Annotated in this window: 20 protein-coding genes; 13 read left to right on the forward strand and 7 right to left on the reverse strand. The window is 65.5% G+C overall.

What is annotated here, in order from left to right; genetic code table 11:
* Window positions 1-2 precede the first annotated feature (2 nt).
* Entirely contained in the window at window positions 3-737 is a 735-nt protein-coding gene (locus tag XI09_RS41250) for a GntR family transcriptional regulator (RefSeq protein ID WP_271572039.1), read from the reverse strand.
* A gap of 174 nt (window positions 738-911) precedes the next feature.
* Between XI09_RS41250 and XI09_RS41255 the strand changes: the two genes are divergently transcribed.
* The 5 genes from XI09_RS41255 to hydA are packed head-to-tail and all read left to right on the forward strand — an operon-like array spanning window position 912 to window position 5,689.
* On the forward strand, window positions 912-1,916 hold the full coding sequence (locus XI09_RS41255; RefSeq protein ID WP_271572040.1) for an ABC transporter substrate-binding protein: 1,005 nt from the start codon (window positions 912-914) through the stop codon (window positions 1,914-1,916).
* On the forward strand, window positions 1,900-2,751 hold the full coding sequence (locus XI09_RS41260; RefSeq protein ID WP_271572041.1) for an ABC transporter permease: 852 nt from the start codon (window positions 1,900-1,902) through the stop codon (window positions 2,749-2,751). Before XI09_RS41255 ends, XI09_RS41260 begins: the two co-directional genes overlap by 17 nt.
* Window positions 2,751-3,527: an ABC transporter ATP-binding protein gene (locus XI09_RS41265; RefSeq protein ID WP_271572042.1), complete on the forward strand. Its 777-nt coding sequence runs from the start codon at window positions 2,751-2,753 to the stop codon at window positions 3,525-3,527. Before XI09_RS41260 ends, XI09_RS41265 begins: the two co-directional genes overlap by 1 nt.
* Before the next feature lie 3 nt (window positions 3,528-3,530).
* On the forward strand, window positions 3,531-4,268 hold the full coding sequence (locus tag XI09_RS41270) for a maleate cis-trans isomerase family protein (RefSeq protein ID WP_271572043.1): 738 nt from the start codon (window positions 3,531-3,533) through the stop codon (window positions 4,266-4,268).
* An 11-nt stretch (window positions 4,269-4,279) separates the two neighbouring features.
* Window positions 4,280-5,689, forward strand: coding sequence for a dihydropyrimidinase (gene hydA, locus XI09_RS41275; protein ID WP_271572044.1), 1,410 nt, complete (start codon window positions 4,280-4,282; stop codon window positions 5,687-5,689).
* 175 nt (window positions 5,690-5,864) lie between these two features.
* Here hydA and XI09_RS41280 read toward each other — a convergent pair whose 3' ends face one another.
* From XI09_RS41280 to XI09_RS41305, 6 genes are all read right to left on the reverse strand, one after another.
* Entirely contained in the window at window positions 5,865-6,701 is an 837-nt protein-coding gene (locus tag XI09_RS41280; protein ID WP_271572045.1) for an ABC transporter substrate-binding protein, read from the reverse strand.
* Between the two features lie 71 nt (window positions 6,702-6,772).
* Entirely contained in the window at window positions 6,773-7,261 is a 489-nt protein-coding gene (locus XI09_RS41285) for a MaoC family dehydratase (protein WP_271572046.1), read from the reverse strand.
* 9 nt (window positions 7,262-7,270) lie between these two features.
* Entirely contained in the window at window positions 7,271-8,854 is a 1,584-nt protein-coding gene (locus XI09_RS41290) for an acyl CoA:acetate/3-ketoacid CoA transferase (protein ID WP_271572047.1), read from the reverse strand.
* Between the two features lie 16 nt (window positions 8,855-8,870).
* A complete protein-coding gene (locus XI09_RS41295) occupies window positions 8,871-10,013 on the reverse strand; it encodes an acyl-CoA dehydrogenase family protein (protein ID WP_271572048.1) in 1,143 nt (380 codons plus the stop codon).
* A 15-nt stretch (window positions 10,014-10,028) separates the two neighbouring features.
* Window positions 10,029-10,397 (reverse strand): tautomerase family protein, encoded by a 369-nt coding sequence (locus XI09_RS41300; protein WP_271572049.1) that lies wholly within the window; start codon window positions 10,395-10,397, stop codon window positions 10,029-10,031.
* 3 nt (window positions 10,398-10,400) lie between these two features.
* Complete coding sequence (locus XI09_RS41305; RefSeq protein WP_271572050.1) at window positions 10,401-11,528, reverse strand: LacI family DNA-binding transcriptional regulator; 1,128 nt, start codon at window positions 11,526-11,528, stop codon at window positions 10,401-10,403.
* Between the two features lie 184 nt (window positions 11,529-11,712).
* Between XI09_RS41305 and dapA the strand changes: the two genes are divergently transcribed.
* The 8 genes from dapA to XI09_RS41345 all read left to right on the forward strand — a co-directional run bounded on the left by dapA (window position 11,713) and on the right by XI09_RS41345 (window position 18,061).
* Window positions 11,713-12,621: a 4-hydroxy-tetrahydrodipicolinate synthase gene (gene dapA / locus XI09_RS41310; RefSeq protein ID WP_271572170.1), complete on the forward strand. Its 909-nt coding sequence runs from the start codon at window positions 11,713-11,715 to the stop codon at window positions 12,619-12,621.
* 14 nt (window positions 12,622-12,635) lie between these two features.
* Complete coding sequence (locus XI09_RS41315) at window positions 12,636-13,826, forward strand: CaiB/BaiF CoA transferase family protein (protein ID WP_271572051.1); 1,191 nt, start codon at window positions 12,636-12,638, stop codon at window positions 13,824-13,826.
* Entirely contained in the window at window positions 13,823-14,986 is a 1,164-nt protein-coding gene (locus XI09_RS41320; RefSeq protein ID WP_271572052.1) for an acyl-CoA dehydrogenase family protein, read from the forward strand. Before XI09_RS41315 ends, XI09_RS41320 begins: the two co-directional genes overlap by 4 nt.
* Before the next feature lie 10 nt (window positions 14,987-14,996).
* Complete coding sequence (locus tag XI09_RS41325; RefSeq protein WP_271572053.1) at window positions 14,997-15,404, forward strand: MaoC/PaaZ C-terminal domain-containing protein; 408 nt, start codon at window positions 14,997-14,999, stop codon at window positions 15,402-15,404.
* Between the two features lie 3 nt (window positions 15,405-15,407).
* Entirely contained in the window at window positions 15,408-15,839 is a 432-nt protein-coding gene (locus tag XI09_RS41330) for a MaoC/PaaZ C-terminal domain-containing protein (RefSeq protein WP_271572054.1), read from the forward strand.
* Window positions 15,836-16,789, forward strand: a complete 954-nt coding sequence (locus XI09_RS41335) for a dihydrodipicolinate synthase family protein (RefSeq protein WP_271572055.1) — start codon at window positions 15,836-15,838, stop codon at window positions 16,787-16,789. Before XI09_RS41330 ends, XI09_RS41335 begins: the two co-directional genes overlap by 4 nt.
* A gap of 11 nt (window positions 16,790-16,800) precedes the next feature.
* A complete protein-coding gene (locus tag XI09_RS41340; RefSeq protein WP_271572056.1) occupies window positions 16,801-17,103 on the forward strand; it encodes a DUF4286 family protein in 303 nt (100 codons plus the stop codon).
* A gap of 121 nt (window positions 17,104-17,224) precedes the next feature.
* Complete coding sequence (locus tag XI09_RS41345; protein ID WP_271572057.1) at window positions 17,225-18,061, forward strand: ABC transporter substrate-binding protein; 837 nt, start codon at window positions 17,225-17,227, stop codon at window positions 18,059-18,061.
* Window positions 18,062-18,071 lie beyond the last annotated feature (10 nt).

Here is an 18,071-nt window from a genome sequence, read left to right on the forward strand (position 1 = left end):
GGTCACGCGGCCGTCTGCTTGGCTTGAGAGGTGGCGATGACTTCGAGCAGGGCGGTGCCGGTGCGCCGGACATGGGCGCCGAGCAGGCGGCCGGCCGCTTCGCTGTCGCGCGCCTCGAGCGCTGCCAGGATGTCGGCGTGCTCGTCGACCGAATTGCTCCAGCGGCTGTTAGCGCCGAGTGCGAGGTAGCGCGCGCGTTCGGCGCGGGAGATCAGCGTCTCGTGCGCCTCGCGCAGCGGCGTGTTGCGCGCCATGCGGACGATGGTGTTGTGGATCTCGCCGTTGATGGCGAAGTAATCGTCGAGCTTGCCGTTGCGGTGATGACCCTCCATGCGGGTCTGAAGCGTGCGCAGGCGGGCGAGATCGCGCTCGGTGGCGCGCTCCGCGGCAAGCTCCGCCGCCAGCCGCTCGATGCCGGCCAGCGCCTCGAACAATTCCGAGATGCCGTCGACGGCGATGTCGGCGATGCGAGGGCTGCGATTGGGGCGCAGCTCGATCAACCCTTCCGCCGCCAGCACCTTCATCGCCTCACGCAAGGGCGTGCGCGAGACGCCCAGCTCCTTCGACAGCCTGGTTTCCTGGGTCTGCGATCCCGGTGGCAACTCGCCGCGGATGATCATCGTCCGCATCCGCGCGGCGGCGCGCTCATGCAGGCCCATCCGCTTGAGTTTGGGCGACTTTCGTCCCTTCGGCGCTTCCGATTTCTGCTGCACGCGTGCCTCACTGCTTGCGCTCATCTTAGCCGTTTCCGGCCCTTTGACCTGCCCAAAATACCGACGCATCTCGCTGAAAACAATGGCACAACGCGCAAATTGTATGCAGCATGCAGAATCCCCGTTGCGCTGCCGCAAAGGCCGACCGATGATCTCCGACGACGCGCGAGACCTCGCGCCTTCGAAACGGAGTTAGCGATGCGGACGAGTTTGCGATTGGGCCTCGTGGTGATGGCGGCGATGTTCGGTGGAAGCGATCTCGCCTCCGCGCAGACCGCCAAGATCAAGCTCGGTTACGCCAAATGCGCGCACTGCCTGCCGATGTCGCTGATTTCAGGCATGGCCAGGAACGTCGAGGTCGAAGCGACCGGCTTCAACTCGGGCAATGACGTCCTCACTGCGCTGGTGTCGAAGAGCATCGACATCGCGCAGGTCACCTACCTCCACTACATCACGGCGCTCGACAAAGGCTTCGACGTCGTCGCCGTGTCCGGCCAGATCAATGGCGGCTCGGAATGCCTGTCCTCCGCGAAGCTGAACCTGCCGCCGGAGGACTGGGCCACTTTCAAGACGACCGTTGCGAAAGCGAAGAGCGACGGCCAGCCGCTGAAGGTCGCAGCGTCCCGCGGCAATGCGCAGGACATCCACATGCGCGGTGCGTTCCTCAAGCAGGGCGTCGATCCCAACAAGGACATCCAGTTCATCAACATTCCCAATCCGTCGGACCATCTCGCAGCCCTGCAGCGCGGCGAGGTCGACATGATCTGCTCGGTCGAGCCGTTCGCCTCACAGATCAGGCTCGCCGGCGCCGGCAAGCATTTTGTGCTGCCCTACGACCAGGCCGCGGGGAATCTCACCAACCTGATCGTCACCCGTTCCGACGTGATCGCGAGCCAGCGCGCCGGCGTCCAGGGCGTCGTCAGTGCCGTGGTCGAACTCGACAACAAGCTGATCGCCGACAAGGGGCCGTGGATCGACGTCATCAACAAGCTCACCGGCCTCGACAAGACGGTCGCGACCGAAGCGCTGAAGAATGCCTCGCCGGATCCCGCGATCCATCGCTCGCAGACGCTCGCGATTGCCGCGATGATGCGCGACCTCAAATACATTGCGAAGGACGTCTCCGCGGAAGCGGAGAAGAACATGGACTATTCGTTCCTGGAGCAGGCCACGGGAAAAGCCAAGAATGACCTCGGTTACTGACGTCTCTCCGGCCAAGCCGGCGTTCCGGCTGACGCGGGCGTTCCAGGGGCTCGAACGCGTCGTCGTCCCCGCGCTGCTGATCGCCGGTTGGGAGGCCTTTGCCCGCAGCGGCATGCTGCCGCCGGCGCTGCTGCCGGCGCCGAGCGCGGTGCTGCATGCGCTCGGCGACTGGGTGTTCGGCTTCGACGAGACCACGCAGACCTATTCGGGCCACTGGCTGCGCGATGCGCTCGCCAGCGCCTTGCGCGTCTTCGGCGGCTTTGCGCTGGCAAGCCTGCTGGGAATCCTCGCCGGTGTCGCGATCGGCTGGTCGCGTCTGTTCGAGAAAACGCTGGAGCCGACGCTCCAGATGCTGCGGCCGATCCCGCCAGTGTCCTGGATTCCGCTGGCGATCATCTGGTTCGGCATCGCCGACAAGCCGGCGATCTTCCTCGTGTTCCTCGGCGCCTTCTTCCCCGTGCTGATGAACAGCATTCACGGCGTGAAGACCGTGGACCACAATCTCGTGCGTGCCGGCGCGATGATGGGCGCGAGCCAGCGGCAGATGCTGACCGACATCGTGCTGCCGGCGGCATTGCCCTCGATCTTCGCCGGCCTGCGCATCGCGGTCGGATCGGCCTGGATGCTGACGGTCACGGCCGAGATGGTCGCGGTGAAGAGCGGCCTCGGCTACGTGCTGTGGGATTCCTATTACTTCCTGCGCTACGACATCGTGCTCGCGGCGATGATCTCGATCGGGCTGCTCGGCTATCTCTCCGACCTCGGCCTCAAGGCGATCATGGCGCGCACGCTGCGCTGGCAGCAGGCCACCACCGTGCAGGGCAGGGCAGGCTGATGGCGGCAATCGAGCTTCGCAACATCGTCAAGGTGTTTTCGGACAAGCGGCGCGGCCGTGACCTGCTGACGCTGGACAACATCAATCTCGACATTGAGGCCAATGACTTCGTCTGTCTGCTCGGTCCGTCCGGCTGCGGCAAGTCGACCCTGCTCAACATCATCGCCGGTTTCGAGCAGGCGACCTCCGGGCGCACGCTGGTTGGCGGCAAGCAGGTGGAGCGGCCCGGCTCGGACCGCGGTGTCGTGTTCCAGCAGCCGACCCTGATGCCGTGGCTGACGGCGATCGACAACATCGCCTTCCACCTCAAGCTCAAGGGCGTCGCCAAGGCCGAGCGCTACGACCGCGCCATGGAGTTCATCGATCTCGTCGGCCTCAGCGGTTTCGAGCACCATCATCCCTCCGAGATGTCCGGCGGCATGAACCAGCGGGTCGGCATCGCCCGCGCCCTCCTGATGAACCCGAGCGTCATCCTGATGGACGAGCCGTTCGCGGCGCTGGACGCCCAGACCAAGCTCGAAATGCAGGAGGAGCTGGTCGCGATCTGGCAGAAGCGCCGCTGCACCATCGTGTTCGTTACCCACAGCGTCGACGAGGCGCTGGTGCTCGGCAACAAGATCGTGGTGATGACGAAGCGGCCCGGCCGGATCCGCGAGGCCGTCAATTTCGACCTGCCGCGCCCGCGGGACATCACCAGCCCCGAATTCAACGACGCCAAGCGGCACATCCTGGCCCTGATCCGCGAGGAGTCGACGCGCCTCGCGCAGGCGTCGTAGAATATGGTCATGCGCACGCGTCTCGGCATGATCACGCCGTCCTCCAACTCGGTGCTCGAGCCCGTCACCAGCGCCATGCTGCATGGCGTGGCCGATGTCACCGCGCATTTCTCGCGCTTCCGCGTCACCGAGATTGCGCTGGACGCCGCTGCGCTGAGCCAGTTCGACGCTTCCGCGATGCTGCCGGCGGCGGACCTGCTGGCGGATGCCAAGGTCGACGCCATCGCCTGGAACGGCACGTCCGCAAGCTGGCTCGGCATCGGCCGCGACCGGAGCCTTTGCGAGGCGATCACGGCGCGCACAGGCGTGCCGGCCACCACGTCGACGCTCGCCTGCATCGATGCCGCCCGTGCGCTCGGCGCCAAACGCGTCGGCCTCGTCTCGCCCTACATCGACGACGTGCAGCGACGGATCGGCGACGTGTGGGCCGAGGCGGGGATCGCCCCGCACACGGAGCGGCACCTCGGACTGCGCGACAATTTCTCCTTCGGCGAGGTCGCGCCTGCGACGATTGCCGGCATGATCCGCGCGGTCGCGGCTGAGGGCGCCGACGCCGTCGTCATCCTCTGCACCAATCTTGACGGTGCGGCGCTTGCGGCCTCGCTCGAGCGGGAACTGAATGTTGCGGTGCTGGACTCGGTTGCGGTCACGCTCTGGCGAACCCTGAGCCTCGCCGGCGGCGACATCACTGCTCTTGCGCCGTGGGGCCGGATATTCCAGACATCAGCGGTCATCAAGTGACGGAGACGCAAGTGACCCAGTTCGATCTCGCCATTCGCGGCGGCACCATCGTGACGGCCGGCGACGAGTTTCGCGCCGATATCGGCATCCGCGACGGCCGCATCGTCAGCATCGCGGACAGCATCGACGGTGCGGCGCGCGAGATCGACGCGACGGGCCTGCTGGCGCTGCCGGGCGGGATCGATAGCCACGTCCACATCTCGCAAGCTTCCGGCCCCGACGTGGTGATGGCCGACGACTTTGCCTCGGCGACGCGCGCGGCGGCGGCCGGCGGCAACACCATGGTGCTGCCCTTTGCGCTTCAGGAGAAGGGCACCTCGCTGCGAACCTGCGTCGAGAACTACCGCAGGCTCGCCGAAGGCGAGTGCTACATCGACACCGCCTTCCATCTCATCATCTCCGATCCGACCGCGGTCGTGCTCGGTCAGGAACTGCCGGCCCTCGTCAAGGACGGCTACACCTCGTTCAAGGTGTTCATGACCTATGACGACCTCGTGCTCAGCGACAAGCAGCTGCTCGAGGTCTTCGACGTCGCGCGCCGCGAGGAGGCGCTGGTGATGGTCCATTGCGAGGGCTACGACGCCATCCGCTTCCTCACCTCCAAGCTGGAACGTGAAGGCCATATCGCGCCCTATTATCACGGCGTCTCGCGGCCCCAGGCCGTCGAGCGCGAGGCGACGCATCGCGCCATCAGCCATGCCGAGGTGATCGGCGTTCCCATCATGATCGTGCACGTCTCCGGACGCGAGGCGATGGAGCAGGTGCGCTGGGCGCAGCAGCGCGGCCTGCCGGTGCATGCCGAGACCTGTCCGCAATACATCACGCTGACGGCCGACGACATGAAGGGCCTGAACATGGACATGTCAGGCGCGAAATATGTCTGTTCGCCGCCGCCGCGCGATGCCGAAAGCCAGCAGGCGATCTGGGAGGGCATCACGTCAGGCGTGTTCCAGACCTTCTCGTCCGACCACTGCCCGTTCCGCTACGACGATCCCAGGGGCAAGCTGACGCCGAACGCACGCACCTCGTTCCGCTGGGTGCCGAACGGCATCCCCGGTGTCGAGACGCGGCTGCCGATCCTGTTCTCCGAGGGCGTGTCGAAGGGGAGGATCAGCTTGCAAAAATTCGTCGAGCTGACCGCGACCAACCATGCGCGCATCTACGGCCTCTATCCGCGCAAGGGCTCGATCGGTGTCGGCTTCGATGCCGATATCGTGCTGTGGGACCCCAAATTGAAGAAGTCGATCCAGCAGGCCGATCTGCATCACGGCGCGGACTACACGCCCTGGGAGGGTTTTGACGTCACCGGCTGGCCCGTCACCACCATCGCGCGGGGCCGGGTGGTGTACGAGCAGGGCAAGATCGTCGGCGACAAGGGCGCGGGCGAGGTGCTGAGCCGCGGCAAGTCGAGCCTGGTGTGATGGGGCCGCCGCGCGCACAAACCTGCGCCTCGAAGGGCGGCGGCCCCGCTGCATCCCGGCCGTGCATCCTTCGAGGCTCGCTGCGCAGTGCAGATGCACTGCGCAGCTCGCACCTCAGGATGACGGAGTTGATATGCTCGTCATTGCACAATGACGAGACCGCGGCCCACCTCCCTCAGTTCGTCGGTCCGTCGCCGCGGATGGCGAATGTCGTGGCCTTCAGCTTGGTCATGCCGAACTTGTCGAACAGCTTGTCATAGGTGCCGTCGGCGCGGATCGCGGTGAGTGCATCGGCAACGGCCTGGGCCAGCAGCTTGTCGCGGAAGGCGAAGGTGATGTCGGTGCCGGCGATGTCGCGGACCCAGATCTTTGCGATGCCCTTCTGTTCGAGCGAGTTGGCGGTCTCGTTGATGTTGAGCGCAGCCTCGAGCTGGCCGGCACGCAGCGCCGCCGAGGTGGCGGTGACCGTGGTGAAGGTGCGCAGCTCGACCGGCTTGAGGCCCTTGGCGACCATCTCGGCGCTGAACTCGCGCGCCTTGCGTTCGGTGTAGGTCGCCGATTCCACGCCCACGACGCGGCCGGCGAGATCCTCGAACTTCTCCAGCTTCAGGCTGGAGGAGGGATCTGTGTAGATGCTGATCGCCTGCTGCGCGTAAGGCACGAGGTAGAGCATCTTCGAGCGCTCCTCGGTCCAGAACAGGCCGGTGTTGATGGCATCGAAGCGACCCGAACGCAGGGCCGGGATCATCGGCGGGAAGTCCATGCGCAGGAACACCGGCTCGACGCAGATGCGCTTGGCGATCTCGCGGGCGAGCTCGACATTGAGGCCCTGCAACTCGCCCTTGTCGTCGACGAATTGCTGCGGCGGCAGCGTCGGGTTGATCGACATCTGCCATTTCGGCGCTTCGATCAGGCTTGATGCCGGCACCTTCGGCGTACAGGTCTGGGCGGCGGCCGCCTGGGACAGGCCGATCAGCAGGGCGAAGGCGGAGAAGGTCTTGGGAAATCGCATCTGAATACTCCGATCAAATCGTGGGTGGCAGAGGAGCCGTTCTCCGGTCCGACGTCTTCTTCATTGTCTCGTCAAATGGCCGCCGTCGCGTCGCGATCGGCCTGCCGGGTCAGGATCAGCGAGGTGTGGCGGGCCGCCGTCACCACCTCGTCGCGCTGGTTGAGAAGGTCGAGCGTCTCGATGACGATGCCGCGTGCGGGATTCCTGGTCGGCCGCTTCTCGGCGAAGCGGAAGCGGACGCGCAAGACATCGCCGGCGACGATCGGCGCCTTGAACCGCACCTCGTCCCAGCCGAGCGAGGCGACCGAGGTCTCCTCGTACAGCTTCAGCTCCGACTTCAGTCCTTCCATCAGCGACAGGCCGAACAACCCGTGGCCGATCACCGCGGGAAAGCCGCGCGACCTCGCATAGGCGGCATCGACGTGGAGTGGATGATGGTCGTGCGTGACGTCGGCGAAGACTGCGATCTCGGCCTCCGTCACGGTGTGTACGGCGGTCTCGAACTCCGCGCCGAGCGCGATGTCCTCGTAACGGAGATTGATGGGAGCGCTTGTGTCCATCTAGATCCCTCAGGCGACCTTGCGTGGCCGCGCCGGCAGGGCCTTGAAGCTCTGCGCGATGCCCATGGGCCCGGAGCGGAAGATGCGCGGATCCATGTCCTTCAGTTGCGGGCTGATGCGCGGCTTAAAGCCCATATGGGCGAGGACGTCCTCCTCCAGGCGAGCGCCCGGCGCGATCTCGGTCAAGGTCACGCTGCCGTTCTCCAGCTCGAATACGGCACGCTCGGTGACGTAGCTGACGTGCTGGCCACGCTGCGCGGCGAGCGAGGCACTGAAGCTGATCTGGCCAACCTGCGGCACAAACTTGCGGAAGGCGCCGTCGCGCCGGATCGCGAGGCGCCCGTTCTCGACGCCGATGTCGAACTTGCCGCCAGTCATGGTGCCGCTGAAGATCAATCGCTTGGCGTTCTGCGTGATGTCGATGAAGCCGCCGGAGCCGTCACGGCGCTCGCCGAAGCGGGTGACGTTGACGTTGCCCATCTCGTCGACTTCCGCGAAGGAGAGGAAGGCGCAGGAGAGGCCCCCGCCGTCGTAGAAGTCGAACTGATAGGCCTGGTCGAGAATGACGCGCGGATTGATGGCGGTACCGAACTCGCGCGCATGACCGGGCACGCCGCCGACCACGCCGGATTCTACCGTCAGCGTGATCAGGTCCGAAATGCCTTCCTCGGCAGCGACATTGGGGATCATCGCGGATATGCCGACGCCGAGATTGACGACGTCGCGCGGGCGCAGCTCGAAGGCGGCGCGGCGGGCGATCACCCGCCGCTCGGTCAGCGGATCGGGCGTGATCATCGCCACGGGCACACGCGTTTCGCCGCAGCGCGCCGGATCATAGGCCGTGCCGTAGGTCTGCATCTGATCGGGCTCGAGCACGACGTGGTCGATCAGGAAGCCCGGAATCTTCACCATCTGCGGATGGATCGAGCCGCGCTTCACGATCCGCTTGACCTGGCAGATCACGGTGCCGCCGGCATTGTGCACGGCCTGCGCGATCGAGAGATCCTCGCGCGTCGTGCCCTCGTGCTCCATGCTGATATAGCCGTCGTCGTCGGCCGAGGTGCCGCGGATGATGGCGACGTCGGGCGGAGCGGGGACGCGGTAGAGCAGCCAGGACTGGCCGTGCAGCTCGAGCAAATCGACCAGCGGCGCGGTGGTGCGCTTGTTCATGCGGCCGCCGTCCTGGCGGGGGTCCATGTAGGTGTTGAGCCCGACATGGGTGAGCACACCGGGATGTTTCGCCGCCATGGCGCGGCAGAGCTGGCTCATCACGCCTTGCGGAAAATTATAGGCGTCGATCAGCTCGTCGCGGACGAGGCGCATGAACGGCACCTGGAGGCCGAAATTGCCGCCGATCACGCGCGCGATCAGGCCCTCATGGGCGAGATGGCAGAGGCCCTTCTCGGTCACGGCGCCGACGCCGGTGATGTTGATCAGCGTCAGATTGTGCGGGCCCTGGCCACTGATGAAGCGCTGCTCCAGCGCGTCGAGGATGGCTTCGGCAGCGCCAGTGCCACCATTGCCGCCGACGATCAGCGTGTCGGCATCGCGGATGAGGCCTGCGGCCTCCGCTGCGGTGATGATGCTCAGCATGACTGCACGCCCCGCATCACGCGGCCTCCTTCTCGACCTGGCGGGCGATGATCAGCCGCTGGATCTGGTTGGTGCCCTCGTAGATCTGGGCAAGGCGCACGTCGCGGAACAGCCGCTCGATGCGGTACTCGCGCGAATAGCCGTTGCCGCCGTGGATCTGGAGCGCGTTGGAGACGTGCTTCATCGCCATGTCGGTCGTGAACAGCTTGGCCTGCGCGGCCTCCTTGGCGATCGGCTCGCCGGCATCGTGCAGGCGCGCGGCGTGATGGATCAGAAGCCGCGCGGCGGCGATGTCGGTCGACATGTCCGCGAGCATGAACTGAACCGCCTGGAAGCCGATGATGGCCTGGCCGAACTGCTTGCGGTCGCGGGCATAGGCGGTGGCGTCCTCGAAGGCGGCCTGCGCCATGCCGAGCGCCATCGAGGCCATCATCAGCCGGCTGAAGTTGAAATTGCTCATGGCCATCTTGAAGGCCTGGTTCTCCGTCCCCATCACGCTGTCCGCCGGCAGCTGAACATCGGAGAAGGTGATCTGGCAGTCTTCAAGGCCGTGCATGCCGAGAAGCTCTTCGTTCTTGCCGCGGGCGATGCCGGGCAGGGCGCCGTCGACCAGCAGGCAGGAGATGGCGCGATGGCCCGCATCCGCGCCGGTGCGCGCGAACACCATGATGCGATCGGCGACGCCGCCGAGCGTGACCCAGGCCTTGGTGCCATTGAGCCGCCAGCCGTTGCCGTCGCGCACCGCATTGGTGCGGATGCCGGCGACGTCGGAGCCGTGGTCGGGCTCCGAGACGGCGGTCGCGGGGATAATGTCGCCGCTGAGAATTTTAGGGATCAGCGCCTTGTGCGCGTCGGTGCCGTGATGGTCGAAGAACAGCACCGCCTCGACAGGGATCGCGAAGGCATTGGCGACTGCGCCGGAGCATCGCGCCAGTTCCTCCATCGCGATGCAGGCCGCGACCGCATCGAGCCCTGCGCCTCCGGCGCCCTCGCGCAGGCAGATGCCGAACAGGCCGAGATCGGCCATGTCCTTGTAGAGCGTGCGGTCGAAGCGGTCCTCGCGGTCGATCGTGGCGGCGCGCGGGAGGATCTCTGCTTCCGCGAAGCGGCGCGCTGTCTCGCGCAGGGCTTTCTGGTCTTGGGAGTAGAAGCGGTCCATGGCGTGCGGTTCCCGTCAGTCGCTGGCGAGCTTGGAATCGTGGGAGACCTCGCTGCGGTCGCGATCGATGAAATAGACCGCGACGTCGTCGCCGGGCACGCCATAGGCGCTGCATACGCCGCGGGTCAGCGCGATGGCGGCGGCGCGGCGCTCGGCCTCGCTGCGGCGGAAGGCGTGCACCTTGAGCAGGATGCGCTGGCCGGTGGCCTGCGCGCCGAACGTGCCGGCATGGGCGTAGTCATCGGGCGCAATGGTCAGGAAATAGAGCGTGACCGTATCTGCGGTCACGCCGAACGCCGACATCAGGCCGTCCGTCACGGACCTCGCCAGCGCAGCCTTGCGCTGGATTGGGGCTTGCGGGGCTAGCACTTCGACATAGGGCATCGATCAGACCTTCGCGGGCTTGGCCGCAGACGACTTGGACGCAGCCGACTTGGACCCAGACGATTTGGACGGGGAGGATTTGGGCTTCGTGGACCTGGCGGAGATCGGGGTGTCGAGCTGGCGGCAGGAGTCGCGCTTGATCAGCCGGGCGCCGACGCGATATTCGCGGACGCCGTCATTGCCGTTGCCCTTGCCATTCCCCTTGGCATCCATGCGCTGCAGCAACCGGTCGACGGCGAGATTGGCGAGATCGCGCGCGCCGTTGTCGACGATGCTGATGGCGGGGCGATGCCATTCGAACCACGGCATGTCCTCGTAGCAGAGCAGCGAGAGGTCGTCGGGGATCGCGATGTTCCGCTCCGCCGTCACGCGCAGCACGCCGAGCGTTGCCTCGTGGTTGGCCACGAAGATCGCGCTCGGCGGGCGCGGGAGGTCCAGCAGCTTGCGGCAGCCCGTCACACCGGTCTCGGGGACGAAATGGCCCGCATGAATCAATGTGTCGTCCTTGGTGATGCCGGCTTCGCGCAGCGCGCGGACATAGCCGGACAGTCGCTCGCGGCCGGACGTCGTGTCCTGGCGGCCGACGATCAACCCGATGCGCTTGTGGCCGAGCTCGATCAGGTGGCGCGTGCCGAGATAGGCGCCCTGCGGATCGTCCGCGAGCACGGTCTCGAGATCGGTTGCGTCGTCGCGCCGCACCAGGCAGACGATCGGAACATCCTTCGCCAACGCCTTGAGCTGCGGGCCGTTCTTGCCGGTCGGGACGACGATCAGCCCGTCGATGCGATGGTCGACCAGCGTCGTGAGGGTGTCGCTCTCCTGCTGCGGATCGTCGCCGCCGATGCACAGAAGCATCTGATAACCCAGCGCCTTCAGGCGCGCCTGCACCACTTCGGCCATCACCTGGAACGAGGCGTTGGTGAGGTTGTGCACGAGCAGTGCGACGAGCCGCGATTGTCCGGTCTTCAATCCGCGCGCGATGGGGTTCGGCCGATAGCCGAGCTCGCGCGCGATGCGCGTCAGGCGCTGCTGCGTGCGCTCGCTGGTCAAGCCGGTTCCAGTCAGTGCGCGCGAGGCGGTACTGACCGAAACGCGGGCCGCCTGTGCCACATCTTTGAGCGTGACGCTCATCAAACCTGCCGATAGACTGCAATCGATTGCAGGAACGCTATGGGCTATTTCCACGTGGATCAAGCCCAAAAAATGGATGGTGTTGCTCAATGCAGAGCCAGTTACGCAATCGATTGCAGAAAGACTGCGGATATTCCGCAGTAGATCGTTGTCATCCAAGTCAACTTGATCACCCGGCAGCTCCCTGATGAAGACGTTTCGCGGCACCTACACCGTCATGATCACCCCGTTCACGCAAGGCGGCGACGTCGATGTCGCGGCGTTGCGCGCCTTTGTCGACTGGCAGATCGCGGAAGGCATTCATGGGCTGATCCCGCTCGGTTCGACCGGCGAATTCCTGTCCCTCGACGATGACGAGAAGGCGCTGGTGGCGGAGGTCGTCATTGGCCAGGCCGCGGGGCGCGTGCCCGTGCTGATCGGCACCGGTGCGGAGGATACGCGCGAGGTGGTTCGCCTCAGCCGCCGTGCCGAAAAGCTGGGCGCCGACGGCGTCATGATCATTCCGCCATTCTATTCGACGCCGACCGACGATGAGCTCGTCCATCACTACAAGACGGTGGCCGACGCGATCGCGCTGCCGATCATGGTCTACAACAATCCGGCGACCGCCAATGTTGATCTCAAGCCGCCTCTCGTGGCGCGCCTCGCCGAGATCGACAACTGTCTCTATATCAAGGAGTCGACGCTGGAGGTGACGCGGGTGCGCGACATCATCCGTCTCTGCGGCGATAGGATGACCGTGTTCGGCGGCATCCTCGGCTTCGAATCCTTCGTCGAGGGCGCGCAAGGCTGGGTCGCGGTCGCCTCCAATGTCGTGCCGTCCGAGATGGCGCGTATCTTCAGCCTCGTCGCGGACGAGGGCGCCATCAAGGAGGCGCGCGAGCTCTATCTGAAATATCTGCCGGTGATCGAATTCGTCGGCGGCCAGGCCTATGTCGCCGGCAGCAAGGCGCTGCTCGGCCATATGGGCCTTGCGGTCGGCGACCCGCGCCCGCCGCGCCTGCCATTGCCGGCCGCGCAGGACGCGGCTGCGCGTGCATTGGTCAAGACGTTCGGTCTCGCGTGGCGCGGCGCGTCCATTGCGGCTGCTTAAACGGGTGTGACCGGATGAACCTGCTCGACGGCGTCAAGATCCTCAGCTTCAACCATTATCTCGCGGGCCCGCTGGCCGCGCAGACGCTCGCCGATCTCGGCGCCGACGTCATTGCGGTCGAGCCGATCGAAGGCGCGTTTCAGCGCAACTGGGCGGTGGCCAATCATTTCGTCGCGGGCGACAGCGTCAATCATCTGGCGACCGGGCGCAACAAGCGCAGTATCGCGGTCGATCTCAAGCATCCCGACGGCATCGCGGCCGTGAAGAAGCTGGTGGCGACCTCTGATGTCGTGATGGAGAATTTCCGGCCGGGGACCATGGCCAAGCTCGGCCTCGGTTACGAGACGCTGAAAGCGATCAATCCAGGTCTGATCTATGCGGTTGCAACCGGCTTTGGTTCGGAAGGGCCCTACAAGGATCGTCCCGGCCAGGATCTGCTGCTCCAGGCCATGTCGGGCCTGGCGATGCGAACCGGGCGCGCCGATGGCGAGCCGACCGCTGTCGGCGCGGTGATCGTCGATCAGCATGCGGCCTCGCTCTATGCCATGAGCATTCTCGCCGCGTTGTTTGCCCGGACCAAGACGGGGAAGGGGCAGCTCGTCGAGGTCAACCTCTATCAGGCCGCCCTCGATCTCCAGGTCGAGCCGCTGACCGCCTGGCTCAATGGCGCGCCGTCGCCGACGCCGCGCGGTCCGGCTGGAATCGCTGCCTGGTTCAGCCCCGGACCTTACGGCATTCACGCGACGGCCGATGGCCATCTCGCGATCTCCATGGCAGCGCCCAAGGCGCTCGCGGCTGGGCTCGACTGCGAAGAGTTGAAGCGGTTCGGCGAGGCCGATAGTTTTTCGAAGCGCGAGGAGATCACGCGGATCGTCGCAGCGCGCCTGAAACAGAAGTCGACTGCCGATTGGCTGCCCTCGCTTGAAGCGGCGCGGATCTGGCACGCGCCGGTGCAGGACTATCGCGACCTCGAGGCCGACCCCCAGCTCAAACATCTCGGTGTGTTCAAGAGCGCCGAGAGTGCCGGGGGCGCGCAAATCCGGATGGTCGCGCATCCCGCGCGTTATGACGGCCGGACGCCGGAGGTGCGGCTGGTTCCGCAGCGGCTGGGTGCGCAGACCCGCGAGGTGCTCGGCGAGATCGGCTACAGCGCTGCCGACATTGACGCGATGATTGCCGGCAAGGCGGTGGGAGTGGCGCGATGATCGACTTTTCAGTCCCTGAGGATACGCGCCTCCTGGTCGATACCGTCCGCCGCTTCGTCGAGATGGAGGTGCAGCCGCTCGAGGACGAGGTGGAGCGGACGGCTACGGTGCCGGCCGATGTGCTGGCGGTCACCAAGGCCAAGGCACAGAAGCTCGGCCTGTATGCGATGAACATGCCGGCTGATGTCGGTGGTGGCGGGCTGTCCTGCGTCGAGCATTGTCTCGTCGAAGAGGAGTTCGGCAAGACCTCCGATGCGCTGATCCGCCGTGTGTTCGGCCAGGTCTATCCGATGCTGATGGCCTGCAAGGGCGATCAGGTCGAGCGCTATCTCTTGCCGACGGTGAAGGGCGACAAGATCTGCGCGATGGCGATCACCGAGCCGGGCGCCGGCTCCGACGCGGCATCGATCAGCACGACCGCTCATCTCGATGGCGACCAGTGGGTGCTCAACGGGACGAAGCATTTCATCAGCGACGGCGACATCGCCGATTACGTGATCCTGATGGCGCTGACCGACAAGGAGAAGCGCGCGCGGGGCGGCATCACGCTGTTTCTGGTCGATCGCGGCACGCCGGGCTTCAAGGTCGCGCGCACGCAGCCGATGATGGGCCACCGCGGTTATGGCCATGCCGAGCTGACCTTCGAGGACTGCCGTATTCCGAAAGCGGCCGTGCTCGGCGAGGTCGGCGGCGGATTCAAGCTGATCATGCAGAGCGTGCTCCAGATTCGTCTCGCTCATATTGGTGCCCGGGCGGTGGGCATGGCGCAGCGTGCGCTCGAGATGATGCGCAAGCATGCCGGCGAGCGGCGTCAGTTCGGCCAGCTCATCGGTGACTTCCAGATGGTGCAGAAACTCATTGCCGATTCCGCCACCGAGATCTTCGGCGTCAAGATGATGGTGATGAACGCCGCCTGGGACATCGATCAGGGCCGGGATGCGCGCGACAAGGTCTCGATGATCAAGGTCGCGGCGTCCGAGATGCAGGGCCGCGTCGTCGACCGCGCCATCCAGGTGTTCGGCGGCATGGGTTTCAGCAAGGACCTGCCGCTGGAGCGCATGTATCGCGACGCGCGCGTCACCCGCATCTATGACGGCACCTCCGAAATCCACCGCATGCTGGTCGCGCGCAGCACCATCAAGAACGGCTTGCAGCTCTAGGGAACGACCGATGTCTCACGCACCTCTCAAGCCCGGCGCCGTCTTCGCCTTCCGCAAGACCATGACGGTGGCGGAGCAGGCGATGTTCACCGGCATCAGCGGCAATCTCGGTGGTCTCTATGTCGATGCCGTCCGCGCCCGGAAGGCCGGCGCCTCCAACATGGTCGCCTTCGAGCTCGCGGTCGGCGGCCTTGCCACGACCTGCCTCAGCCAGCTCGGCGGACCGACGCGGCGGATCGGCAGCATCGCGCTGAATTTCGCCGCGCCCGTGATCGTTGGCGAGTCCGTCGAGGCCAGGGCCGAGATCGTCTCGGTTGCCGGTGATGACGCGGTCTGCCGCGTCACCTGCACGCTGTCGCCCTCGGGGGCGACCGTGGTGGACGGTACCGCGACGCTGGTTCCGTTCGCGAAGGGCTGAGCCATGTACGAGCCGAAATCCTTCGACGACCTGAAGGTGAACGACAGGGTCAGCCTCAGCAAGACCATCACCGAGGCGGACGGTGCACTCTATATTGCCGCGACCGGCGATTTCGGCCCTGTTCATGTCGACGAGGTCTATGCGGGCGCTACACGCTTCGGCCGCCGGCTGGCGCCGGGGATCATGGTCGCGGGGCTCTGTACCAGTGTCCTCACCAGCGAACTGGTTGGCACGATCGGCGTCTCTGTCGAGGATCGGTTCTGGTTCACCGGCCCGGTGTTCTACGGCGACACGCTCACCTTCGACGTCTGGATCGCCGAGCAGCACCACGAGACCCGCACGATCATCTGGGAGGCAAGCGCCCGTAACGAGGGCGGCCTCGAGGTGCTGAAGGCGCGCGCGAGCCTGAAATTCCCGCGGCGGAAACCGTCATGAGCAAGCCGATGAAGAAACCTGACTTGCGCGGCGTCACGGTCGCGACCGTGCTGCCCTTCAAGGATGACAGCTCGATCGACTGGGACGGCTACGGCCGCGTGCTGGACTATTGTGCCTGTCCGGACGGAATCGCGGCGGTGTTCGTCAACGGGCATGCCGGCGAGGGCGGATCGCTCTCGGATGACGAGCGACAGGCGGTGATCGAGCGGACGCGCAGGCAAATCGGCTGCAAGCCGCTGCTGGCCGGCATCATCGCGCATTCCACCGCGGAGGCGATCCATCAGGCGCAGCTCGCGGAAGCTGCCGGCGCCGATTGCGCCGTGTTGTTCCCGCCGGCACCGCTTGGTGGCGGTGCATCGGCGACCTCGCGTGCACCGGTGGCCTTCGTGCAGGCGGTCAGTTCCGCCATCGGCATTCCAGTGTCGATCTTCCAATATCCACTGGCGTCCGGATTTGGCTACTCACCGGAGACGCTGGCGAAGATCGCAGCGCTCGACAGCGTCATCGCCATCAAGGAGGGCAGCGATACCATCTTCGCCTATGACGAGAACCGCCGGGCGGTGAAGCAGGCCGATCCCACCGTCGCGATCCTGCCGTCGAATTTCAATTGGTTCCTGCCGCAGCTTGCCGTCGGTGGCGACGGCATTCTCTCGGGTCTCGTCAGCCTCGCGCCGGATCTGTTCGTCGCGCTCTGGCAGGCGGCGCTCGTTGATGATCTCACGGCGATGCGCGCGGTCAACGAGCGGCTCTATCCGATCGTCCGCGCGATCTACGGGCCGGCGCCGATCATGGACATGCACACGCGCATGAAAGTCGGGCTCAAGGCGCTCGGCCTGATCCGCAATGCGGATCCGCGACCGCCCTTGCTGCCGGTCGTTCCTGCGCTGTGCGACGTCATCGCAACGACCGTCGGCGCGGCGCGCGCGGTCGGCGACATCCGTCTGGCTTGACGGAGAAACCGATGCCCGGCGAGGCCTTCATCCACATCGTGCGGGTCGACATCGATCCCGAGCACGAGGCCGCGTTCAACGCCTGGTACGAGCAGAGGCATTTCCCTGATTTGCTCGCCTGTCCCGGCTGGCTGTCCGCAAAGCGTTTCGTCTCGATCGGCGACGGACCAAAATACGCGGCCATGTACGAAGTCGCGGGACGATGGGCGTTCGAGACGCCGGAGTTCCTGAAGGTGAAGGGCTTCGGTCCGTTCGAATCGCTGGTGAAGAACTTCATGCGAATCCAGCTCAAGCCGATGTCGGGACCGGCTTGAGGGAGAGAAGACGATGCTGCCTGTCGTGTCGTGAGATCCGGCCGGCCGCATCCAAGAAACATTGAGGGGAAACCCGGGCGAGGGACTGCATCGGTCATTGGCGTCTTACTGGAGGTATCACATGCTCTCGACACTGCTTCGCCTGAGTGCGGCTGCCGCACTCGCTCTCGCATCCACGGCTGCGCATGCGGCCTGTACGCCTGGGATCACCGACGACAATCTGATTGCGCCCGGGAAGTTGCAGCTCTCGATCAATCCGACCAACCCGCCGCAGCAATTCGTCGACAAGGACGGCAACTTGCAGGGCCTCAACGTGGAACTCGCCGCCGAGCTCGGCAAGCGGTTGTGTCTTCCGGTCGAACTCGTCCGGATGGATTTTCCGGCGATGATCCCGGCGCTTAACGCGGCCCGCATCGACGGCATCGACACCGGCATGTTCTGGACCGAAGAGCGTTCCAAGCTGATGTACATGGTGCCTTACGCCATTCAGGCCATTTCGGTCGTGGTTGCGCCCGACAGCGGCACAAAAATTGCTACCGAAAATGATCTGATCGGGAAGTCATCGGCCGTCGAGGTGAGCAGCTACCAGATGAATTGGCTCAAGAAGCTCAGCGATGCGAGCGTGGCGAAGGGAGGCGCAGCCGTCGAGATGCGGACATTCCCCACCGCCACCAACGTCGTGAGCGCATTGCTGGCCGGCCAGGTGGACAACGCGCTGCTCGTCGACAGCGTGGCGCGCGATCTTGTCGGCCGCGGTCGCGTGAAAGAAGTATTGAGCGGGCTCGGCACGGCGCGAACCACGCTCGGTTTCCGCAACAAGACGGTGGTTGACGCCGTCGTCAAGGCGCTGAACGCGATGCGTGCCGACGGCTTCTATAAGGCGCTGTTCGACAAGTTCGGCCTGACCAGCATGCCGGCCGATCAGCCGCTCGCGATCGCCGGCCCAGGCCCGGCCTGATACCTACGGA

The organism is Bradyrhizobium sp. CCBAU 11386, assembly GCF_028128955.1.
GTDB lineage: Bacteria > Pseudomonadota > Alphaproteobacteria > Rhizobiales > Xanthobacteraceae > Bradyrhizobium.